The sequence below is a fragment of the Hoyosella rhizosphaerae genome (genome assembly GCF_014643175.1).
GTDB lineage: Bacteria > Actinomycetota > Actinomycetes > Mycobacteriales > Mycobacteriaceae > Lolliginicoccus > Lolliginicoccus rhizosphaerae.
Window position 1 is genome coordinate 52256 of the sequence record NZ_BMJH01000004.1, and the last position, 19050, is coordinate 71305.

At 57.7% G+C, this 19050-nt stretch carries 20 protein-coding genes, 1 tRNA gene and 1 other RNA gene; 10 read left to right on the forward strand and 12 right to left on the reverse strand.

The genetic code is table 11. The features are described from left to right. Window positions 1-68: 68 nt before the first annotated feature. Window positions 69-1307 (forward strand): tRNA guanosine(34) transglycosylase Tgt, encoded by a 1239-nt coding sequence (gene tgt, locus IEW73_RS15130; protein ID WP_229676052.1) that lies wholly within the window; start codon window positions 69-71, stop codon window positions 1305-1307. A gap of 2 nt (window positions 1308-1309) precedes the next feature. Continuing rightward, window positions 1310-1591 carry a hypothetical protein gene (locus tag IEW73_RS16670; protein WP_188677219.1) on the forward strand — a complete coding sequence of 94 codons (282 nt, stop codon included), beginning with the start codon at window positions 1310-1312 and terminating at the stop codon, window positions 1589-1591. 2 nt (window positions 1592-1593) lie between these two features. On the opposite strand, the gene IEW73_RS15140 is transcribed toward IEW73_RS16670, so the two are convergent. Both IEW73_RS15140 and IEW73_RS15145 read right to left on the reverse strand, forming a co-directional pair. Further along, the gene (locus IEW73_RS15140; protein ID WP_372433577.1) at window positions 1594-2307 is read right to left on the reverse strand and encodes a queuosine precursor transporter; all 714 of its coding nucleotides are present in this window, start codon (window positions 2305-2307) and stop codon (window positions 1594-1596) included. An 18-nt stretch (window positions 2308-2325) separates the two neighbouring features. Further along, window positions 2326-2901, reverse strand: a complete 576-nt coding sequence (locus IEW73_RS15145) for an RDD family protein (protein WP_188677225.1) — start codon at window positions 2899-2901, stop codon at window positions 2326-2328. Between the two features lie 122 nt (window positions 2902-3023). Here IEW73_RS15145 and IEW73_RS15150 point away from each other — a divergent pair, with 122 nt between their 5' ends. After that, entirely contained in the window at window positions 3024-3581 is a 558-nt protein-coding gene (locus IEW73_RS15150) for a hypothetical protein (RefSeq protein WP_188677228.1), read from the forward strand. Window positions 3582-3613: 32 nt separating this feature from the next. On the opposite strand, the gene IEW73_RS15155 is transcribed toward IEW73_RS15150, so the two are convergent. The 5 genes from IEW73_RS15155 to IEW73_RS15175 form a co-directional block, all read right to left on the reverse strand. Next, window positions 3614-4483, reverse strand: coding sequence for an undecaprenyl-diphosphate phosphatase (locus IEW73_RS15155; RefSeq protein ID WP_188677231.1), 870 nt, complete (start codon window positions 4481-4483; stop codon window positions 3614-3616). A 72-nt stretch (window positions 4484-4555) separates the two neighbouring features. Further along, the gene (gene gluQRS / locus IEW73_RS15160; protein WP_229676053.1) at window positions 4556-5455 is read right to left on the reverse strand and encodes a tRNA glutamyl-Q(34) synthetase GluQRS; all 900 of its coding nucleotides are present in this window, start codon (window positions 5453-5455) and stop codon (window positions 4556-4558) included. A gap of 20 nt (window positions 5456-5475) precedes the next feature. Then, window positions 5476-6612 carry an NAD(P)/FAD-dependent oxidoreductase gene (locus IEW73_RS15165; RefSeq protein ID WP_188677233.1) on the reverse strand — a complete coding sequence of 379 codons (1137 nt, stop codon included), beginning with the start codon at window positions 6610-6612 and terminating at the stop codon, window positions 5476-5478. A gap of 16 nt (window positions 6613-6628) precedes the next feature. Then, window positions 6629-7651: an arsenic resistance protein gene (locus tag IEW73_RS15170; protein WP_188677236.1), complete on the reverse strand. Its 1023-nt coding sequence runs from the start codon at window positions 7649-7651 to the stop codon at window positions 6629-6631. A 187-nt stretch (window positions 7652-7838) separates the two neighbouring features. Then, window positions 7839-7926, reverse strand: a tRNA-Ser gene (locus IEW73_RS15175). A gap of 187 nt (window positions 7927-8113) precedes the next feature. Between IEW73_RS15175 and ffs the strand changes: the two genes are divergently transcribed. Further along, window positions 8114-8208: signal recognition particle sRNA small type (gene ffs / locus IEW73_RS15180), an RNA gene on the forward strand. Between the two features lie 26 nt (window positions 8209-8234). Next, window positions 8235-9512: an aspartate aminotransferase type Ic gene (locus IEW73_RS15185; protein ID WP_188677239.1), complete on the forward strand. Its 1278-nt coding sequence runs from the start codon at window positions 8235-8237 to the stop codon at window positions 9510-9512. Between the two features lie 12 nt (window positions 9513-9524). Here IEW73_RS15185 and IEW73_RS15190 read toward each other — a convergent pair whose 3' ends face one another. Beyond that, the gene (locus tag IEW73_RS15190) at window positions 9525-10304 is read right to left on the reverse strand and encodes a methyltransferase domain-containing protein (RefSeq protein WP_188677242.1); all 780 of its coding nucleotides are present in this window, start codon (window positions 10302-10304) and stop codon (window positions 9525-9527) included. A gap of 136 nt (window positions 10305-10440) precedes the next feature. On the opposite strand from IEW73_RS15190, the gene IEW73_RS15195 reads away from it, so the two are divergent. Continuing rightward, on the forward strand, window positions 10441-12645 hold the full coding sequence (locus IEW73_RS15195) for a DNA polymerase III subunit gamma and tau (protein WP_188677245.1): 2205 nt from the start codon (window positions 10441-10443) through the stop codon (window positions 12643-12645). Window positions 12646-12651: 6 nt separating this feature from the next. Here IEW73_RS15195 and IEW73_RS15200 read toward each other — a convergent pair whose 3' ends face one another. The 3 genes from IEW73_RS15200 to IEW73_RS15210 are packed head-to-tail and all read right to left on the reverse strand — an operon-like array spanning window position 12652 to window position 15953. Further along, entirely contained in the window at window positions 12652-13224 is a 573-nt protein-coding gene (locus IEW73_RS15200; RefSeq protein WP_188677248.1) for a hypothetical protein, read from the reverse strand. Next, window positions 13225-14490, reverse strand: coding sequence for a class I SAM-dependent methyltransferase (locus IEW73_RS15205; RefSeq protein ID WP_188677251.1), 1266 nt, complete (start codon window positions 14488-14490; stop codon window positions 13225-13227). It lies immediately after the preceding gene. Window positions 14491-14516: 26 nt separating this feature from the next. Further along, a complete protein-coding gene (locus IEW73_RS15210; RefSeq protein ID WP_372433565.1) occupies window positions 14517-15953 on the reverse strand; it encodes an FAD-binding oxidoreductase in 1437 nt (478 codons plus the stop codon). Between the two features lie 124 nt (window positions 15954-16077). Here IEW73_RS15210 and IEW73_RS15215 point away from each other — a divergent pair, with 124 nt between their 5' ends. From IEW73_RS15215 to IEW73_RS15230, 4 genes are all read left to right on the forward strand, one after another. Further along, entirely contained in the window at window positions 16078-16524 is a 447-nt protein-coding gene (locus tag IEW73_RS15215; protein WP_188677258.1) for an SRPBCC family protein, read from the forward strand. 128 nt (window positions 16525-16652) lie between these two features. Then, window positions 16653-16994 (forward strand): YbaB/EbfC family nucleoid-associated protein, encoded by a 342-nt coding sequence (locus IEW73_RS15220; protein WP_188677261.1) that lies wholly within the window; start codon window positions 16653-16655, stop codon window positions 16992-16994. A 12-nt stretch (window positions 16995-17006) separates the two neighbouring features. Further along, window positions 17007-17645 (forward strand): recombination mediator RecR, encoded by a 639-nt coding sequence (gene recR, locus IEW73_RS15225; protein WP_188677264.1) that lies wholly within the window; start codon window positions 17007-17009, stop codon window positions 17643-17645. Window positions 17646-17770: 125 nt separating this feature from the next. Beyond that, window positions 17771-18238: a uridine kinase gene (locus IEW73_RS15230; protein WP_229676054.1), complete on the forward strand. Its 468-nt coding sequence runs from the start codon at window positions 17771-17773 to the stop codon at window positions 18236-18238. Here IEW73_RS15230 and IEW73_RS15235 read toward each other — a convergent pair. Further along, window positions 18235-19026 (reverse strand): alpha/beta fold hydrolase, encoded by a 792-nt coding sequence (locus IEW73_RS15235; RefSeq protein ID WP_188677267.1) that lies wholly within the window; start codon window positions 19024-19026, stop codon window positions 18235-18237. The two genes, IEW73_RS15230 and IEW73_RS15235, sit on opposite strands and share 4 nt — an antisense overlap. Window positions 19027-19050 lie beyond the last annotated feature (24 nt).

The window sequence follows — 19050 nt, forward strand, 5'->3', positions numbered from 1 at the left end:
GAGTGCCCCGCCGTTATGGTCACGGCGGGGCACTCTAATGCGACCCGACAGCGATTGGAACAGTTCACGTGTCACCAACCAAGCCCTACTTCACCGTCAACACTTCACTCGACGGCAAATTGGGGCGCACCGGCACGATCAACACCCCACATGGGGAAATCAATACCCCAGCGTTCATTCCTGTCGGAACCAAGGCCACCGTTAAGGCGCTGTTGCCGGAGACTGTGGCAAGTCTTGGTGCCCAAGCTGTCCTCGCTAACGCTTATCACCTGTACCTTCAGCCGGGGTCGGACATCGTCGATGAAGCGGGCGGGTTGGGCAAGTTCATGAACTGGCCTGGCCCGACTTTCACTGACAGTGGGGGATTCCAGGTCCTGTCGATGGGTTCGGGGTTCCGCAAGGTTTTGGCAATGGAGTTGGGGCAGACTAAGCCCGAGGATATCCGTGCCCACTTCCGCGACCGGCTCGCCCATGTGGACGACGACGGCGTGAATTTCAAGTCGCATATCAATGGGTCGATGCACCGGTTCACCCCAGAGGTATCTATCGCCATTCAGCATCGCCTGGGCGCGGACATCATGTTCGCGTTCGATGAACTCACCACACTTGTGGACACCCGTGACTACCAAATCGAATCGGTAGAGCGCACTCGACTGTGGGCTCAACGCTGTCTTGATGAGCATGAACGTCAGACAATCGAACGCACGCACCGTCCTTATCAGGCACTCTTCGGTGTTGTGCAGGGTGCACAGTATGAGGACTTGCGTCGGAACGCAGCGAAAGGTTTAGCTGCTCTGAAGTCCTACGAAGGGCGGGCGTTTGACGGCTATGGCATTGGGGGAGCGTTAGAAAAGCACAACCTCGGAACGATCGTTCGGTGGGTTAACGAGGAACTGCCTTACGAGACGCCCAAGCACATGCTCGGCATTAGTGAACCGAATGACCTTTTCACTGCGATCGAACACGGTGCGGACACGTTCGACTGTGTGTCGCCGTCACGCGTAGCCCGCAACGCCGCAATCTATTTGCCTACCGGTCGCGTGAACATGGACAAGGCCCGGTTCAAACGCGATTTCAACCCTATCGACGACACCTGTGATTGCTACACCTGCGGCCACTACACCCGCGCTTACCTTCATCACCTGTACAAGGCGAAAGAATTCCTTGCGTCTACTTTGGCGACGATTCACAACGAGCGGTTCATCATCCGCCTAGTGGATCAGATCCGAGCCAGCATCGACGGCGGGTACTTCAACGACCTCCGTAGCGAAGTGTTGGGCAAATACTACGGTTCCGCTACGGCGTAATTTTGCGGTGTGATCGCCACCGCAAGGCAGACCACACCGCGAACCCGGATAGGAATGACCCCGCCGAGAAGAACGATCCCACGGACAAGATGGATGCGAATGACGCTGCCGAACCGATGGACAGCGCCGATCCAGTCGACCCGATCGACAGCACCGAACCTGTGGAGCCGATTGATAAAACGGACCCAGTCGAGGCAATTGATAACACTGATCCCGTGGAGCCGATAGACGTACGCGAGTGGCGCCGTTGCGTGGTCTTTCGTGGCGAAACAGTCACATCGTAAATTTACACCGGCTGGTATGTGGGTTCGTGGCGCTTAACAAATGCCACCACCCGATACGTCACAGGAAGTAGCAGCGCTTCGGCAGCTGTCTTGTACAGGAACCCGACAATCAGGTAGTTGAGGAAGTCGCCCGTGGTGGCAATGCCGATAGCAGTCGCCGCGATAGCGCAGAAGATGAATGTGTCAACAAACTGTCCCACCACAGTCGAGCCCATGAGTCGCGCCCACAGGTGCTTCTCAAGAGTGCGCTCCTTGATGCGAACGATGATGAATGAGTTGAGCATCAAGCCGACCAGGAATGCAGCCAAGCTGGCTAGCAGAATCTGGGGGTACACACCGACAACAGTGGAGAACGCTTCCTGGTTCTCGTAGAAGCTCGCGGGCGGGAGTGCGGCGACGATCCAGAAGCTCAGCGCAGCAAAAACTGCAACACCGAAGCCGACATATACGGCTCGTCTTGCTGCCTTGAATCCGTACACCTCGGCGAGGATTCCGCCGAGAATGTAGGCCAGCGGGAAGAGGAAGAAACCGCCATCGGTAATGATGGAGAAGTCACCAAAAATGGGGCCGAACTCGACGCCCTTGGTCGCGGCGATGTTCGACATAAACAGCAATGACGCAAATACCGCAACGATGACGGCGTATAGGCCGGTGTTGACCTGGGCAAATGCGACGCCCTGTGGCTTTTCGTCTAGTGAAGTGGTGTTAGACACCAGGGTATCCAACCATAAGAATCAGACACGAACCACTTGCGTGCCGTCGGCGATCTCATCGTGACGTCCTTGACGGCGGGGGCTTTGGTGAATGCTGTAGGCGATTGAGCCAATGGCGAAGAGCGTTATCGCGGCGGCGATGAAGCTCACCAGTAAGAACGGCATCATGACGAAAGCTTGCGCGACATAGAACGAATTGCGGCGGAACGCTTCGCTCCTAGATGGGAATCCACCTTGCGGCCCGAATACTTGCAGTTTCATGATGCGTTTGCCGAGTGTTTCGCCGCTTTCTGATTCCATGATTGTCGCGTAGAGCACCAGCGTGATGCCGTATAGGATCGCGCCGAGGAATGCGCCAAAAAGCCCGAATCCGTCGGTTAAAACGCGGTAGACAATCAGGGCAGGGATGCCGACGAACAATCCGTCGATAAGCCGCGCGATCGCACGTGGGAGCAGGTCAGCGGGACTGTGGCCGGACGGCAAATAGGAGCCGCCAGACCCGTATGCGGCGTCGGGGTTGAAAGCGTGACGGTTGCTGTCACCGCTGGGGCGGTTTGCGCGTTTGTCACGTCGAGGGTTCTTGTTTGGCTTGCTCATCGCTCAATCCTGGCCTTCGTCACAGCGGTGAACATGGACGACACCACAGTACGCGACCAGCTGCTGCCGTATCGGCGCCGCTATGAACTGCGGGACTACTCGCCTGCTCGTAAACTCGGGCTATGTCGAATCCACAGTTTCCGAATCCGTCGGAAAACCCAGACAACCAGCCTCCTGGAATGCCTTATCAGCCCATGGGGGGCTACCCAACTCCGGAACAGTCAGAACCCCAAGCAACCCCGCCGTCAGTGATCCGGTCATTCCAACTCTGGATCGTATCGTTGGTCATCGGCGTTATCAGCGCTGTGGTTGGGTTCCTGACGTTCGATTCAATTCGTGATGATCTGATCGCGGACATGCAGGAACAAATGCCGGACATGTCACGCGACCAGATCGAAACAGTCGTCACGATCTCCAACATCGCGTCAGTAGGGTTCTACCTGGCCATTCTCGGTGCGATTCTGTTCTTGGTATTCCAGATGAAGTCCGGGAAGAACTGGGCCCGAATTACTCTGACCATCGTCGGCGGTATCAATGTTCTCTTAAGTCTGCTGGCGCTTGCCGGTGGAGGCGTCGGGAGCTTGATCCAGCTCGTGAGCGCCGGTGTCATTGTCGCCGCAATCGTGTTTATGTACCGCGCGGACGCTGCGTCGTATTTTCAGAAACGCCCCCAATACTGATCGCCAGTATTGAATCGTCACCGGCGGTGCGCCTATGCGTGCATCGCCGGTTGCACGAGTAGAACGACGGCGGCGAGTATCCACACGTATACGGCGAAGTAGCGAAACTTTGCTGCATACAGCAGTTTGAGTACTAGGCCGAGTGCGACCGCGCCGACAGCTGCCGCAGCAATAAATGCGACGACGTAGGCTGCGATATCAATTTGAAGGTCCGATGCGCCGACGACCGACCAGCCTTGCACTACTGCCGCCGACAGAATTGTGGGAATCGCGACGAAGAAGCTGAACTGCGCAGCTAGCGGCCGATGTAGACCAAGAAGAAGTGCCATCGCAATGGTGAGGCCGCTGCGGCTGAAGCCGGGTACTAGGGCGGCGGCCTGAGCGATACCGATCATGATGGCGACCCAGACGGTGAGTTGACCAACACCGCGCCACCGGGGGCCTACGCTGTCCGTCCACCATAGGATGCCACCGGTAATGATGAGGGCGATCGCGATGAGCGCAGGGGTCGCGAAAACGTCTGTGCCGTACGCCCGGATGAGAAGTCCAAGAACGCCGGTGACACCAACTGTGATGGCACCCAATGCGAATAGGCGCACGAACGTCAATTCGCGGACGGTAGGGCGTTCTGATCCGCCGCGAGCGTAGCGTCCAAGATCTCGGGCGAAGCCCCTCACGAGGGCGCTGAGTGGCGTCCACATCACAATCACAATCGACACGAGCGTGCCAACGTGAACGATGATGTCGAACAGGATCATCTCTGGCGAATCGGGCGCGGGCATCGACGACCCGCCGCCGATCATCACGTGCTGCACCAGGGCGAGATGGCTCGTCGAACTGACCGGGACAAACATGAAGACGCCCTGCACGATCCCAAGGATGAGGGCCTCGAAGATTGTCACCGATCATTCCCTTCTGCAATTTGATTCATGGGTGACCCTACCGAATGGTGTTTGTCGCGTCCGACGGTCGCGTTAACCCTCAGGTGAATAGGTCCAAGGGCCTTTCGGTAATGCGGCTGGATCAAATTGGTCGAGCAGATCAGACGGCCAGACATTGTCCAATGCTGTGAGGTTCAATGACTGCGACAGCAGCCCGATGACGCGTTGTGGCGGCAATCGAATGTCACTCATGGTGACAGCGCCGTCTCGCTTGGCGAGTCGTTTTCCAGACGGACCAAGAACCAGCGGAACGTGAGCGTAGGTCGGGGCTTCATGGCCTAAGAGGTGTCCCAGGTGTGCCTGACGCGGTGCGGACGTCAGTAAGTCGTCTCCCCGGACAACCTGGTCGATCTGCATCTCTGCGTCGTCGATGACGCACACAAAGTTGTATGCGAATGTGCCATCGCCACGCTGGAGCACCATGTCGTCGACCGGGCCGGTGAACTTTCCGTGCAGAACATCAGTGACCCGGTGGTGGTCAGTGTTGGTGCGCAATCGGATTGCTGGTGGTCTACCCGATGCTCGCTTGGCGGATCGGTGCTGCTCGGTGAGGTTTCGACACGTCCCAGGGTAGGAACCTGGAGGCGAATGCGGCGCTGATGCTGCTGCATGAATTTCGCGCCGAGTGCAGAAGCATTCGAATGTCAACGATGCGTCAGACAGTTGCCGCAGCGCCCGGCTGTAGAGGTCGAGGCGGTCTGATTGATAGACGACGTCGTCGTCCCAATCGAGGCCGAGCGATGCCAGGTCTGCAATCTGGCGGTCCGCCGAATCCGGTTGCACACGGTCGTCGAGGTCCTCGAATCGGAGGATAAACCGGCGACCTGTGGAGCGCGCAAACAGCCACGCAAGCAAAGCGGTGCGCAGGTTCCCTAGATGTAGGTCACCCGTGGGGCTTGGGGCGTATCTGCCCGCGCCGATGCCTACTGTCACTCACACGATGGTAGTAGTTCTCAGCACACGCATGACTTATCGCAGCAGGAAACATCCTCAACCCACATGCCTGCGGATTTCCACGCCTTGAGGGCGGTGGTGTCGTAACCGCCCCGAGTACCAATCACATGGGCGATATGAGCGAAGCGCTGACGGAACTTGTAAATGAAACAGAGGTGAAGGTTCTTGTGACGGACTGCTGGTCCGCTCAGGAACAGTCCTGGCTGGATTGTCGATTCGTCGTCAGAGTTGAGGAGTGGCCACCCATCGTCGCGACTTTCAAACATGTGCGCTACCGGCCCGAGGTGGGGGTGGTACCCGGTGGCGAACACTGGCGGATGTTGGGTTTGGTACGTGTTCCCGTTGGATGCTGTAACGACGTACTGGCCGCCGTCAACGGTGATGCTGGTTGCTGAAGCGTCACCGACCAGTGTCAGCCTGTCGGTCTTCTGGGCTATGCGGAGTCTTTGGCGAGTGCGCGGGGACAGCGTTAGTGACGGATCAGATCCAACGACCTCCCATGGTGATTTGGGGTCGAGGACCGTCACAGTGTGACCGCGTGAGGTCAGTGAGCAGGCCATGTCGATCCCGGATTCGTAGCCGCCGATGACTGTTACTTCTGACTGTTCTGCAGGTTCCCACGCCTGGGCCTGTGAACTATGAATGCCGTGCTCAGCGCCGGGGATTTCTGGGGTATTGGGTGAGGAAAATTCGCCGCCAGCCCACACCACGTTGTTCGCCGTGAGTTCGCCTCGCGCGGTGGTGATGACAAATTCGTTGTTGTCGTTGAGTGACACTGCTTCTACGGCGGTGTCCTCCACTACGGGGAGCTTGAATAGTTCCGTGACTTTGCGCAGGTAGTGCGCGTACGCCTCGCCTGATGGATAGTCGGTTTGCAGCAGGAGTGCGGGGGAGGTTTCAGGGTGGATCGCGTTGAGGTCAATTGCCCCAAAAGCGTTTCCAGTGAACGACGGGGTGAGAAACCGTGTCCACGGGTTCCAATCCATATAGGTCTGGCCGATTCCTCCGCGATCGATGACACCGTAGGTGATGCTGTCGACGGATTGGAGCGCAAGTGCCGCTCCGATACCGGCTGGGCCGGCACCGATCACTAGTGCATCGACGGTGGGTAGCGGGGTGGGGTTCGACTCAGACACATTTTAACGATAATCATTATCGTCGACTTGCGCTAGCCACCGTCTCCGCGGGGGTTTCCGCAGCGCTCTCTACATCGCCTGGTGCGCACTTGCGAAGGTAGTGCGACACAGCTGTGAGGTGCGGAAACTCCAAGAGCATGCCCAGAATGATGATGCTATAGACCAAGGGCTGGTCAGGGATGGCCGCCACTGTCAGTGCCAGCATTAACGGTGCGTTGCGCGCACTCGTCGTCATCGTCAACGCGGCCCGTTCGGCGTGGTTGAGCGAGAAGGCCTTCCATGCCAGTTGTGAGAGTCCAAAGGACAGCGCAAAGAACGCCACGATCGCCACGGCGGCTAGCGGAAGTAACGCGCGTTCAGCGACTACCGAATCCAGGTTGCCGGCAAAAATCTGCACGATCATGACGCCTAGAACGAATGGAACAACCGACTCGGCGACGGACACCACGCGCGCAGTCTGTGCGGCCCCTAGCGTTAGGCGAACGCCTCTTCGGATGGCAGTGGCCACGAGGATGGGCACCGCGAACCACCACAGCAACATCTCGACGAGGCTACTTCCGTCAAACGCGGTGGTATTGCTTGTCGAAAAGTACGCCACCACTGGGAACAGGGCGATCTGAGTGACGATATTGATTGGAATCAGAGTTGCAGCGAGTGCTGCATCGCCACCAGCGAGACGAGTAAATGCCAGAAACCAGTCTGTGCACGGGGCAATGAAATAGATCATCAGTCCCGCCATTGCGAGGGGATGCCCGTTGAGGGTGAGCCATGCGATCGCTACGCCAAGCGGAGCTACGACTAGGAAGTTCGCTACCCAGGCGATGGCGGTGAAACGGATATTGCGCACAGCCGATAGTGCGGACTCGACATTGATGGGAAGGAACAGTAGGACGATGAGAAGGAAAATCGTGATGTCCAAGCGGCCTTCGATGACGCTGCCGAATCCCGGCGTAAAGGCTCCGATAATCAGGCCGATGCCGATCGCGGCTAAAAGGATGGCAGTCGAAGCAGACCCGGCTGAGCGTATGAAGGTTGGCATTTTTACTGTCGTCCTAGGGCAGGTAAGGGGTGTCGCCTAAATTGATAATGAGAATGACAACAGTATTCAACTGCGAGGCGGTCTGGCAACCGGATCGACTCTGCGAAAAATCGGCGCTCGAACGCAAACAGCCGGACCCCCAACAAAAGTGAGGGTCCGGCTGTTCGGGATCTCCTGAGAGATCATATGGCGGAGGATAGGGGATTTGAACCCCTGAGGGCGTTAACCCAACCCGCGTTCCAGGCGAGCGCCATAGGCCACTAGGCGAATCCTCCGTCAAGAATGATACCGGTTTAGAGGGGGCATAACGCAAACTCAGTTGATTGTTGGTTGCGCCCCAAATGGTCAAATACTCTCGCGAACTGCACTTTCTCTGCTTCTGAAAAGTATTCGATGTGGGTGATTTCGCCGCGGGGGAGGGGTGGGTTCTGCGAAAGTGGCACTGATGTGGTTACACTATTCCTTGGATCCCGCGTGGCGTGCATCCTGTGAACCCCCCCAGGGCCGGAAGGCAGCAAGGGTCAATGGGCTCTGACGGGTGCGCGGGGTCCCCCATCTTTTCGTGAGAGGCGGGGCGCTTTATATGGTGTCGTTTGAGACCCTAGACCAAAACGCACTACGCACTGAGGTTGAAAAGCTCCGCAAGGAGTATGCCGATTTGCAGGCCAAGAACCTCAAATTGGACCTGACTCGGGGTAAGCCCTCACCAGCTCAGTTGGATCTTGCAGCTGACTTGCTGACGTTGCCTGGTGAGGATTTTCGAGACGGCAATGGGCTCGACTGCCGAAACTACGGCGGCATCGACGGGCTACCTGAGTTGCGCGCCATCTTTGGTGAGTTGCTAAATGTCCCGGTCGAGAAGCTCGTCGCGGGAAACAATTCCAGTCTTGAGATGATGCACGACACCATCGTCTTCCAGATGTTGCACGGCAATGTTGACTCGGTGCGACCGTGGTCCGCTGAACCGGTGGTGAAGTTCCTATGTCCAGCGCCCGGCTACGACCGGCATTTCGCGATTTGCGAACATCTGGGCATTGAAATGATTCCTGTACCCATGCGGCCAGACGGTCCTGACATGGCGATTGTGCGGGAATTGGTTAACGACCCGCTTGTCAAGGGCTTGTGGGCCGTTCCGATTCACTCGAACCCGACCGGCGTGACGTTTTCTGAGGAAACTGTGCGGGCGCTGGCGACTATGCCTACCGGTGCGCAAGATTTCCGTATTTACTGGGACAACGCATATGCGGTCCACCCGCTGACCGAAACTGACGCCCCGGTTTACGACATCCTTGCTTTCGCCGAAGCGGCAGGCCACGAAAACCGTCCATTTATTTTTGCCTCAACCTCGAAGATCACCTTTGCCGGCTCGGGAGTTGGTTTCTTCGGCGCATCTGCGGAGAACATCGCCTGGTACAAGAAGAACCTCAGTTTTTCTTCCATTGGGCCCGACAAGATCAACCAACTGCGCCACCTCCGCTTCTTCGGTGACGCCGATGGAGTTCGAGCACACATGGCCAAACATCGGAAAATTCTTGCTCCGAAGTTTGAGGCTGTTCTCAACATTTTGGACAATCGCCTCAGCGATGCGAAGGTAGCCACCTGGACTCGCCCCGAGGGCGGATACTTCATCAGCCTTGACGTGGTTGACGGCACAGCAAAGAGAGTGGTTCAGCTCGCTAAAGACGCAGGTATCGCCCTCACTGCGGCGGGTGCGTCATTTCCGTACGGTCGGGATCGCAAGGATCGCAACATCCGGCTCGCACCAAGTCTTCCTACTAAGGACGACATTGAGGTAGCAATGGACGGTGTTGCGACGTGCGTTTTGCTAGCGGCAGCCGAGTTCTACGCGGACATCCACTAGTTCGAGGGTCCATTAGTTCGAGGGTTTGGTGGCGTGGACGTACTGCACCACGCCATATACTTCGCGCGAGATATCGGTTAGCCCTTGCGCTTGGAAGTAATCCGTGAAGTCCGTTAGTTCAAACATGCGTAGACCCGTGGCGCCGAGTATCCGCTTTTGCCCAGCCTTAATGACGGGGTAACGCGATGCTCGGCTTGTCATTATGGAGATACGTCCACCTGGTCGGACAAGTCGGATAAGTTCGTCTACCACTCGGAACGGTTCCGGAATGAGATACAGGGCGGCGTAGCACGAAGCGGCATCAAACACCCCGTCTCCGAACGGAAGTTGCGTACCGTCGGCCCGAACGTAGACCGCATTTGGGTGACGGTTGGTACGGACAGCCCGCCGGAGCATCGGTACTGAGACGTCAACGCCGACAGCGACGCCGTCGGGCGACACAGCTTCGGCGAAGCGCGACGTGAAGTTGCCTGGACCGCATGCCACATCGATCACGGTTGATCCTGGTTGCAACCCCAGCGCGCGAACCGTCTTGTCGCGCTCAGTGCGAAAATGTTTCACGTTAAACCCCATGAATGCCAAGACGCCAGCGGGTCGCCACAGGTGCTCGTATATGGGGGCCAGGAGGGGGAATTCCATCGTTCTTTGCGAAAGAGACTGGTGGCGGGCAGTGGCATCCCGAAGTTCTGACTGTGGGAGAAGATCCACATAGCCAGTATCGATACTGACTGACTCTGGGTCGGGAACTTGATCCGTATCGAGCAGGTCGATGAGTTTGGCGGGGACTGGCATCTTGCTTAGCACCTCCATAGTGGCCTGCGCCAAGACGGCTGAGGGGCAAACGGTTGAGGTCCTGGCGGGGCTTATCTCAAATGTAGTCAAGGTCGAGGCGCTAAGCGATGTCGGATTGAGGCGGTAGGCTGACCGCGTGGCGCTTTACCGCAAGTACAGACCGGCATCATTTGCAGAAGTTGTTGGTCAGGAGCACGTGACAGAGCCGCTCAGTGTTGCTCTCAACGCTGGGCGAGTAAATCATGCCTACTTGTTTTCGGGACCGCGTGGCTGTGGCAAAACTTCCTCGGCGCGTATTTTGGCCCGATCGCTTAACTGTGTTGAGGGTCCAACGTCCGCCCCTTGCGGAGTGTGCCCGTCGTGCATTGCGTTAGGTCCAGGTGGCCCCGGCAACCTCGACGTTATTGAGCTTGATGCTGCGAGTCACGGCGGTGTCGATGACACTCGCGAGTTACGTGATCGGGCGTTTTATTCTCCTGCGGAGTCGCGGTACAGGGTTTTTATCGTTGACGAAGCACACATGGTCACAAACGCTGGCTTTAACGCTCTGCTCAAGATTGTGGAGGAGCCACCGGAGCATCTGATTTTCATTTTTGCGACGACAGAACCCGAGAAGGTACTGCCGACAATCAAATCGCGAACACACCACTATCCGTTCAGGCTGTTGCCACCGCCGGTGATGCGGGGCCTTGTTGAACGGATTTGTGCGCAGGAAAATGTGCACGTTGATGACGCGGTGTTCCCGTTGGTCATCCGTTCAGGTGGTGGGTCACCACGAGACACGTTGTCCGTGATGGATCAACTCCTCGCGGGCGCGGGTGAGGACGGTGTCACCTACGAGCGTGCATTGGCATTGCTGGGTGTCACCGATGTTGCTCTCATCGATGGTGCAGTTGACGCACTGGCCGACGACGACGCTGCGGCGTTGTTCGGCACTGTCAATCGTGTAATGGATGCAGGTTTTGATCCGCGTCGGTTTACAGCCGACCTGTTGCAGCGCATCCGTGACCTCATCCTGGTGCAGGCAGTTCCCGATGCGACCACGAATGGCCTGGTTGATGAGCCAGCAGAAGCTATTGCCCGGATGCTGCGAGACGTTGAACGATTCGGCCCAGCAACATTGGCCCGATACGCCGAACTATTGCACGACGGTCTCGCCGAGATGCGAGGAGCGACAGCGCCACGGTTGCTGCTAGAAGTTCTTTGCGCACGAATGTTGCTTCCGTCTGTTTCTCAGGCTGAAAGTGCCGTCTTGCAGCGTCTTGAACGTCTTGAGCGCGGTATACCCACGCGTGCACCGCAGGGAGCGGGAGAACCTCAGGCTCAGCCTCCATCCCAGGTGCAGCCCCCGTCTGATCTTGCGAAACCAGTGTTTGCTAGGCCGTCCCATCGGAGTTCGGGCCCCGAAACACCGGTTAAGCCTCCAACACCTGATACTCCAGCTCCCGCGCCAGAAATAGCAAAAGAACCGGAATTGGCACCGAAGCCGAGCGTGCCGACTGCCGTAGATCAGCCACCAGTGGACAATCTTCCCGCTGAACCAGCAGTTCGGGATTCCGCAGTTGATGCCACACCGTCCGCGCCGGAGCCTGCCGACGATACGAGTTCCACAGCCTCAGGGTTGGACGTGCGTGCGGTGGAGGCCGCGTGGTCGCAGATATGTGCACAGGCTCGGCAACGAAGCAAGATCGTGGAAGTAATGCTTTCTGGCGCCAAGATTGTGCGCGTTCAGGGCACCAATATTGTTCTGGACCACGACACCGCGGCATTGGCTGGCCGTCTGCGCGAGGGCCGAAACGCAACGATCGTGACAGAGTCGTTCACCGCCGCACTGGGGGTGGAGTGCACCATTGCGTGGTCGGGCCATGAACAGAACGCTGCCGCAGCGACCCCGCCAGCTCAGCCCCGAGCGCAACAAAACACACCCAACCAGAACACACCCAACCAGAACACACCTAGCCGCGGTGTGCCGCCGTCGAAATCAACACCATCCCGGCCAACATTTGTCCGGAAGTCATCTGCCCGCGATCCTCAACAAGACTCGTCGCCGCAACGGGTGAACAGACCCCAACCTACAAATACCCCTCCGCATGATGATGTTCCGCCACCTGATGATCCGGGATACCCCGACGATCCCGCGGAGTTTAGCGGCGTGGAACCGCAGGGACACCCCAACGCGACTCCAGTTGTAAACGCCGACAACGAGGACGAACTTATCGCGGAGGCGCGTAGAGAAGAATCACTCGGTAACGCAGGAAACAGTGCAGCGCAGAGGCGTGACCCCGAAGAGATGGCTATCGAACTATTAGCCACCGAGTTGGGTGCAAAACGGATCGACTAACGCGGTTCACCATGGTTGTTCTGTGGACCATTGCACAACTGCGTCGCGGGCAACGCTATCCCCGGCGAGGACTATGAGCGCTGGTGTTGGCGTCGGGCCTGGTGGGCGCAGAACCGTTGCGTCCCCGTGGATATAGATATGTGGTTCGGCTAGTTCCGGTGTGGGGATGTCGAGTGCGGCGACAACGATAGGTGGGTCTGAAGTCCCTAACGCGAGGTGCAGCATGCCGCCATTACCCATAGTTGTGGTGGTGTACAAATAGCGTTCCGGTGCATCCAGAATGGGAAGCGCGTCGGCAATATTGGCCGGTAGAGTGTGTGGTGGTTGGCCTGAACCGAGCCCGTTGGTATCGACTTGCTGCTGGTCAGCCAATTCGTTGCCGACTCCCAATGAGAAGGTTTCAGAATCAGTACGGACATACACTTCCACACCACCTGAGTCGGTGTTGCGCACGATAAGCGATGCGTGAGGGTACTCGACTTCAACGGTGTCGATGTGAAGGTCGTGGGTGGGCGCGGTGCCGCACCCCGATAGTGCCATGAGCGACATTGCGCCAATGAGGCTCACCAGGGTTTTCATTCAGCGGCTCCACCACGGCCGCAGCGGAATATGGGATTCCCCAGAGAGGGTTGGTTTCACTGCGAGGATGTGGTGCAACTGAATTTTGTTCCTTTCGAATGACACTCGAGAACCGGCAATATACAGTCCCCATACGCGGGCGGTGCCCTCATCGGCCTCGGCTACGCATGCATCCCAGTTTCGGGCGAGGTTGGCATTCCAGTCGCGCAATGTGAGCGCATAGTGTTCGCGCAGATTTTCTTCGTGACGAACTTCAAATCCGGCATCGTGGATTTCGTCAACGAGTCTGCCTGGTGATGCTAGCTCGCCGTCGGGAAAGACGTAGCGGTCAATGAACTGCCCCGGCTGATGGCTCACCAGGTTGTTGGGTCGTGTGATGCAGTGGTTGAGTAGACGCCCGCCCGCCCTCAGGCGCGAGTGAAGAAATGCGAAGTATTTATGGTAGTTCTTCACGCCAATATGTTCGGTGAGACCAATGGAGGACACTGCATCGAAGTCAGTTTCAGTGACGTCGCGGTAGTCACAAAAGCGAACTTCAGCGTGTTCGGTGAGGCCTTCAGCTTGAATCGCGCGCTGTGCCCATTCAGCCTGGTTGCGCGACAGCGTTGCCCCAATGACATGGACACCCTGACGTGCCGCATAACGCACCATCCCGCCCCACCCACACCCGACATCGAGGAGCCGGTCACCTGCGGATAGCCCGAGTTTGTCGAACACAAGCTTGTACTTGGCTTCTTGCGCGTCGTCGAGTGTCGTGTCTGGGGTGGCGTATGTCGCGCATGTGTACGTCATCGACGGCCCAAGGATGTGAGCGTAAAACTCGTTGGAGACGTCATAGTGGTGGTGGATTGCTGCGGCATCGCGCGTTTTGGAGTGCAGAAGCCCAGTCGCCACGCGACGCCAACGCGGCGTGTTCTCCTGTGGAGGGGGAGGGATGGGGCGGAAATTGCGCAGACCTAACGAGCGCACAATCGACGCTATTTTGGCTGGAGAGGGCAGATTCACCTGCATGTCGGAGGCGAGAAGTTTCGTGATTTGGTACGGGTCGCCGGGGTGGACACCGCTGACCGTAAGATCGCCTGCCGCGTAGGCACGCGCAAGCCCGAGATCGCCTGGGGCTGAAGCGAGATAGTTCAAGCCTCGCGGGGTTTCTAAGTGCATCCCGTATTGGGCATCTGGAGGCCCGCAGGAACTGCCATCGTAGGCAGTGAAGCGCAACGGAATGTCCTCCCCAAGCACCGTGGTGACAATCTCAGCGATGGTCATCGTGGGGACACTGGGTACTGAAAGGCTCACTTTCTTTGCACCGCCTTTGCATAGAGATCTAGTAGGCGACCGTTGGAATCATATTTTTGTTTCAGGTCGCGGTAGGTGTCGTCGCCATAAAGGGCATCAAATTCGGTACGTGTGTAGTACGAATCGGAGTACAGAGATTTGTGCCCGTCAAGACGGTGCACCTCTTGTTCGATGAGCCGATTGGTGTGGCCCGTTTCGTGTCCAGGCTCAGTTGGAACGGCCGACCAGAACCCGACATTTACGTAGATCCGCCGTGCTTTCATGGGGTAGAGGGGCCACGGCTGTTCGTTCCTCGTATTGAGCAACGTGACAGGACACAACCACACAGGTTCGATGGGAACGCGCGATTGAAACCAACGTAGAAACTCGGCTGTGTTCTCGATGGGCACTTCGATGTCTTGCACGACGCGTTCGCGGGGAAGGTTGCCGCGGCGCCGTTCCAACCAATCACCGAAGTTGGTGCGCCGGTCGAAGGCGAGGATTTTCCAGTAGATACTGCTGCGTCGCAGAGCTGACGGCCACAGTCGACGTACCAATGGATTCTGCGCCCCGAATGCGCGTGAGCACCAAAACCAGTCGGTGTCCCAGCGCCATAGGTAGTCATGAATGGTGAGACGATCCACGCGCGGTGTTTCCGAGCGTTCATGTTGAATTGACCGGTAGTAGATTCGCTGACCTGTGTAGCAGCTGACGAGGCCAGGTTCCATCGTTTTGCGGCCGACGGTGAGGTAGCTTTCGGTCGCGGAGAACATCACACCATCAGCGAAGTGAACGTCCTCGCCGCCGTAAGAACCGTCGCGGCTTGCGATAAGTAAGGCTTGTTGCAGCTCGTCGAGGGTGTGGAATCGGTAGTGCCGAAGTTCTACGTACGGTTGTGTGGGTTCGAGCCGTATTTTGAGTCGGGTGGCGTACCCGAGCGTCCCGTATGAATTGGGGAAGCCATAAAACAGGTCTGCATGGGGCCCATCGGGTGATGCCGTGACAATGTCGCCGGAACCGGTCAAGATGTCCATTTCTAGGACGGATTCATGCGGAAGTCCGTTGCGGAACGATGATGACTCGATTCCGAGCCCCGTGACGGCGCCGCCCAATGTGATCGTCTTGAGCTGCGGAACAACGTAGGGCATCAGCTGGTATTTCAGGGTGCAATCCACGAGGTCTTCGTATGTGCACATCCCGCTCACATCTGCGGTGAGGGCCTCGGGGTCGATGGCGATGACGGACCCGAGGCCGGAAACATCTAATCCGACCGATTCTGGTGTCACCCTGTGGCGGAACAGGTTAGAGGTCTTCTTCGCCAGGCGGACTCGTTGATCCGATGGGATTGCGTGGTAGCTGTCCACCAGTTTTTTTACGGCCTCGTTATGTGCGGCGAAGCCAACCTCGCGCTGGTTGGCGTTCGTCGAACGAAGATTGATCGGAAACTGCCCCACACTCTCGACTGTAATCCTCATACGTCAGCGAGGGGTAGGCCTAGACGTTGCATAAGGATGAACTTTCTGTCAGGGCAAGGCAGTATGGTGGCAACCGCATCGTTTGTTCTCGAAGGGAGCCACTGTGGCTGAGGCCGCGAAAGTCAGCGCAACAAGTTCAGTTTCTGTCGACGCACCAGCTGACGCGGTATTCGCCGCGCTTGCGGATTATGAGACGGTACGGCCATCTATTTTGTCTGACCATTTCCGGGACTACCGCGTCGTCAAAGGCGGGTCTGGAGAAGGAACTGTGGCGGAATGGACGCTGCAGGCGACGAAGAAGCGCTCACGCAATGTCTCGGCGACGGTCACTGTGGAGGGGTTGACGTTGATTGAGCGCGATGCGAATTCGTCGATGGTAACTACATGGGAAGTGTTGCCGAGCGAGGCTGGAAGTGTTGTCACGACGACGACGGAGTGGAACGGCGCTGGCGGTGTCGGTGGCTTCTTTGAGAAGACCTTCGCCCCACTGGGTTTGAAGAAAATCCAAGGTGAGCTGCTGAACAACATCAAGGCGCACGTCGAAAAGTAGAGCTGCGCAGCTACGGAGCGTTCTGTGCTTGTCCCCGTCTTGGCGACTACTCTGAGACGGGATTGACCGTACACACATGCAGGTGATGCTGTGTGCACGGCGTACGTCCACCAATCGAAAGGAAACCCATGCAGCCCGGCGGCCAACCCGACATGCAAGCCATCATCCAGCAGGCGCAACAAATGCAACAACAATTGATGGAAGCCCAGCAGAAGATCGCCGAGGCTGTGGTTGAAGGCCAAGCCGGAGGTGGGCTTGTCACTGCGAAAATCACCGGCACTGGTGACATTGTTGACTTGGTCATCGATCCTAAGGTCGTAGACCCCGACGATGTTGAGACTCTGCAGGACCTCGTCATGGGTGCAATCAAAGACGCAACCAGCCAGTCTCAAAACCTCGCAGCGGAAACCCTTGGGCCATTCGCGCAGGGCATGGGTGGCGGATCCGGCATCCCCGGTCTTCCCTTCTAAGGTCAGGGGCCAGTGTACGAAGGGCCCGTCCAGGACCTCATCGACGAACTCAGCAAGCTTCCCGGAGTTGGCCCAAAGGGTGCGCAGCGCATCGCGTTCCACCTTTTGACCGCAGACCGGGAAGACCTTTCTCGCCTGCAGGGTGCGTTGCAAAAGATCCGCGACGGCGTGCAGTTTTGTGTCGTGTGCGGAACGGTTTCTGAGCAGCGACTATGTCGAATTTGCTCCGATCCACGCCGCGACCGTTCCTTGCTGTGTGTTGTCGAAGAACCGAAAGACGTACAAGCGATCGAGCGAACCCGCGAATTCAAAGGTGTTTACCATGTTCTCGGTGGCGCACTTGACCCGATCGCTGGGATGGGACCAGACAAGCTCCGTATTCGAGAACTGCTCGCACGCATCGGAGGTCAGAACCTTGACACCGAAGACCCGAACGGCAATAGCAACGTCGTTGATATCGTCGAAGTGATCATCGCGACGGACCCGAATATGGTGGGCGAAGCTACTGCCGCCTACCTCTACCGGATGTTGCGAGGATTTCCCGGCCTCTCAGTTACGCGACTTGCATCGGGCCTCCCGATGGGTGGAGACCTCGAATTCGCTGATGAACTTACATTAGGCAGGGCACTCACCGGCCGCCGTTCCCTATGACCGTAAGCAACAATTGCGCGCCAGCGGATGTGTTGACCGCGGCCGCTCTAGTACAGCGGCGTAGCCCAACGTTGGGCCCCGTCCGCGTCGTCGCCATCGATGGACCGTCTGGCGCGGGGAAGACCATGTTCGCCGCCGCCCTACAGTCGGAACTACTTGTCCACTACTCGAGGGTTGAAACTGTTGCGTGCGACGACTTCGCGACCTGGGACAACCCGGTGGCCTGGTGGCCCGAACTGCGATCCGCAGTCCTAGACCCGATCAGTCACGGCCGCCGCGCACACTACCGGGCAATAACGTGGGCAGATGGCACTCCAAGCCCTGGCAAACAACGCTCCTTCCCGCAGCCGGATGTGCTCATTCTGGAAGGTGTGTCCAGTGCGCGCCGACGATTCGCGCACCATCTCACCGTCGCAGTATGGGTGGAATGGGGCGACGATGCCGCCAGACTCGAAGCCGCTGTGACGCGGGACGGAGAACAGACCCGCGAGCCTCTGATGGTCTGGCAGTCCTTCGAACACGGATGGTTTCCCATCGACGGCACCCGCCAACGGTGTGATCTGCACACAGGCGGCCGCAGCCCAGGAAATTAGTTGATGTCTACCAGGAAGTGCTCAATTGCATCATTGACGACCGCCGGATGCGTCAAATTCACCGCGTGAGCTGCGCCCTCGACCTCCACCACAGCACGGATATTCGGCAGTTTCTCAATCAGTGAGCGCGCTCGTTCGAACGGAATTGCTACGTCGGAACCGCCCCTAATGACGATTGAAGGCGCAGAAATTTCGGGGATTCGGTCGGTGATGTCATCTCGCGAAAGCAGACAATGACCCGCTGTCATGATCCGTTTTCCAGCGCGAGACTTCCACTTCGCAATCCACACCTTTTCCAGTTCTGGATCACCGATGATTTGCCCAGCAAGTCCGTTCACAAGCTCGTCAACAGGTCCTAGCGTGTCCCAAACGGTGAAAGTCTCGAGGTAGACAGGCTGCTCCTCTTCGGGAGAGGGACCAGCCTCGGTGCTGATAAGGATCAGACCACGAACCCGCTCAGGCGCTGTTAATCCCACGCGTAGCATCGTGAAACCGCCTTGCGACATTCCACCAAGAATGGCGCTTTCAACCCCCGCAGCGTCCATCACGGCGAGCACATCGTCGGCGGAATCCCAATAGCTGAACGGGGTATCGTCATCCGTCTCGGTATTACCGTGGCACCGAGCGTCAATACATACGATCCGGTAGCGGTCGGAGAACCGTTCCACTTGGCGGTCAAACATGGTTCCGTCCATAAAGAACCCGTGCGCAAACACAATCACCGGAAGGCTTTTATCGCCCGTGTCGGTGTAATAGATGCTCGCCCCAGTTTGCTGCACAAAGGGCATGTCAACTCCTAAACGCTATGCCCA

Bases quoted from the DNA above. Each gene is read 5' to 3' on its own strand.
- IEW73_RS15190 (WP_188677242.1), bottom strand. From the start codon at position 10,304: ATGCCAGTCCCCGCCAAACTCATCGACCTGCTCGATACGGATCAAGTT.
- IEW73_RS15200 (WP_188677248.1), bottom strand. From the start codon at position 13,224: ATGAAAACCCTGGTGAGCCTCATTGGCGCAATGTCGCTCATGGCACTA.
- IEW73_RS15145 (WP_188677225.1), bottom strand. From the start codon at position 2,901: ATGAGCAAGCCAAACAAGAACCCTCGACGTGACAAACGCGCAAACCGC.
- IEW73_RS15220 (WP_188677261.1), top strand. From the start codon at position 16,653: ATGCAGCCCGGCGGCCAACCCGACATGCAAGCCATCATCCAGCAGGCG.
- IEW73_RS15230 (WP_229676054.1), top strand. From the start codon at position 17,771: ATGTTCGCCGCCGCCCTACAGTCGGAACTACTTGTCCACTACTCGAGG.
- IEW73_RS15205 (WP_188677251.1), bottom strand. From the start codon at position 14,490: ATGACCATCGCTGAGATTGTCACCACGGTGCTTGGGGAGGACATTCCG.
- IEW73_RS15235 (WP_188677267.1), bottom strand. From the start codon at position 19,026: ATGCCCTTTGTGCAGCAAACTGGGGCGAGCATCTATTACACCGACACG.
- IEW73_RS15170 (WP_188677236.1), bottom strand. From the start codon at position 7,651: ATGCCAACCTTCATACGCTCAGCCGGGTCTGCTTCGACTGCCATCCTT.
- IEW73_RS15150 (WP_188677228.1), top strand. From the start codon at position 3,024: ATGTCGAATCCACAGTTTCCGAATCCGTCGGAAAACCCAGACAACCAG.
- IEW73_RS15185 (WP_188677239.1), top strand. From the start codon at position 8,235: ATGGTGTCGTTTGAGACCCTAGACCAAAACGCACTACGCACTGAGGTT.